Raw genomic sequence first — 739 nt, 5'->3', positions numbered from 1 at the left:
GAACAGCGTGGACTTGCCCGCGCCGTTCGGGCCGATCAGCGCGTGACGCTCGCCCGCGCGCACGTCGAGATCGACGCCGCGCAGCACGGCCGTCGCGCCGAAGCGTTTTTCGATGCCGCTGAGCCGCAGCGCGATCGTCATGGCCGAGCCTCCCGGCGCCCATCGGCTGAAGCGAAACGCGCGCGTCGTAGCGAGCGCGCGCGGCGGGCTGCCAGCCAGGCGATCACGCTCAGCACCGCGATGGCCGCGCCGAGCGCCCATTGCGTCTGCGGCGCGAGTGTGGCGAATCCGGCGGCGGCCCCATCGTCGTCGCCGAAACGGACGGCGTAGGCCCATTGCACCGCCAGCACGAACGCGAACGCGCCGCCGGCCGCCGCGCAGATCGACAAGCACCACGGCGCGAGGCAGGCGCGCCAGCCGTTGCGCGCGAGCGTCGCGCGTTCGCGCCGGGCGAAGCCCGCGAGCCCCTCGGGTGCCGTCAGCACGACGACGATGAAGAACACGCCGACGTAAAGCATCCACGCGCGCGAAACGCTCGCCACGCCCACGCTGAACGCCACCCAGACGAGCGCGCCGAGCACCGGGCCGAAGAACGCGCCCGCCCCGCCCGTCACCGTCGCAATCAGCACGGCAGCCGAACGCATCATGCCGACGCTCTCGGCGGCCGCGAGTTCGACGTTGATCAGCGCGAGCGTACCCGCGACGCCCGCGAACGCCGAGCCCAGCACGATCATCGCGG

General features: G+C 73.1%; 1 protein-coding gene and 1 pseudogene. Both read right to left on the bottom strand.

Going from position 1 to position 739, the window contains the following annotated elements:
- A partial coding sequence (locus LDO54_RS39385; RefSeq protein WP_436975763.1) for an ATP-binding cassette domain-containing protein occupies window positions 1-141 on the bottom strand: 141 nt, incomplete at its 3' end.
- A pseudogene (locus tag LDO54_RS39380) lies at window positions 138-739 on the bottom strand (branched-chain amino acid ABC transporter permease); the annotation flags it as partial. The pseudogene LDO54_RS39380 and the gene LDO54_RS39385, both read right to left, overlap by 4 nt.

The sequence above is a fragment of the Paraburkholderia tropica genome, assembly GCF_914484835.1.
GTDB lineage: Bacteria > Pseudomonadota > Gammaproteobacteria > Burkholderiales > Burkholderiaceae > Paraburkholderia > Paraburkholderia tropica_A.
Note: the sequence above shows the minus strand (reverse complement) of the source record. Positions and strands in the feature narration are given on the sequence as shown.